The following is a 764-nucleotide window of genomic DNA, read 5'->3' as shown; positions in this document are numbered from 1 at the left end:
GGCCAGATCCTTGCGGTTATAATCAAAATAGTCGCTGTCGGTGACCAGAATCGCCTGGGCGCTCAGGGTCTTGTTGATGACCATGGAGTCGTCAGCGTTGTCGGCATAAGTGCCGATCTCATCGCCCTCATAGCTCCAGGTGGTGCCGGGACGGCCGAAATCGTCTGCGTCGGCATCCTTCTCCAGGTCGCCGTCATACAGGTCCTCGCCTAACTGGATGACATACTTGCCATCGTTGCGGTCGCGGCTCTCGTTGTCGATCTTGCCGTACTTGTTGTTGGTGCTGGTACGGTCCTCATAGGTAGCCTTTCCGGTGGTGATCTCATAGCCGTCGCCCTTGATGGTGGTGCCGCCGTTGCCGGTGTATTGCACCATATTGGCCTCGAGGGCGTTCAGGACCATCTGAGCCACATCGTTGCGGGTCAGAGCCTGGGTGGCGCCGGTGTCCACGTCGTCAAACAGGCCGATCTGGCTGCCCTGACGGGTGGTCTCCACCAGCCAGTCGTCGCCAAAGTCGGACTGATACTGGAAGTAGCCCAGGGCCTTCATCAGCATCAGAGCGGCCTGGCCGGTAGTGACGGAGTCGTTGCCGCCGAAGGTCTTGGCGTCGTAGCCGGCGATGATGCCGTTGGTGTAACAGGCGGCCACATAGGGCTCGGCCCAGGAGGGCACGTCGCTGAAGGGCGCAGTGCCCTTGTAGCTGGACACGGTGTAGTCCAGCAGGTTGGACATGACCACGGCCATCTCATTACGGGTGACGTTGG

1 protein-coding gene is annotated in these 764 nt (G+C 60.3%); it reads right to left on the bottom strand.

Going from position 1 to position 764, the window contains the following annotated elements; all coding sequences use genetic code 11:
• A partial coding sequence (locus ACEVJK_RS14430; protein ID WP_374740902.1) for an S-layer homology domain-containing protein occupies positions 1-764 on the bottom strand: 764 nt, incomplete at both ends.

This window comes from Flintibacter sp. P01028 (assembly GCF_041925235.1).
Classification (GTDB): domain Bacteria; phylum Bacillota; class Clostridia; order Oscillospirales; family Oscillospiraceae; genus Lawsonibacter; species Lawsonibacter aceti.
The sequence above is the reverse complement of the archived record's forward strand: the minus strand, read 5'-3'. Positions and strand labels throughout refer to the sequence as shown.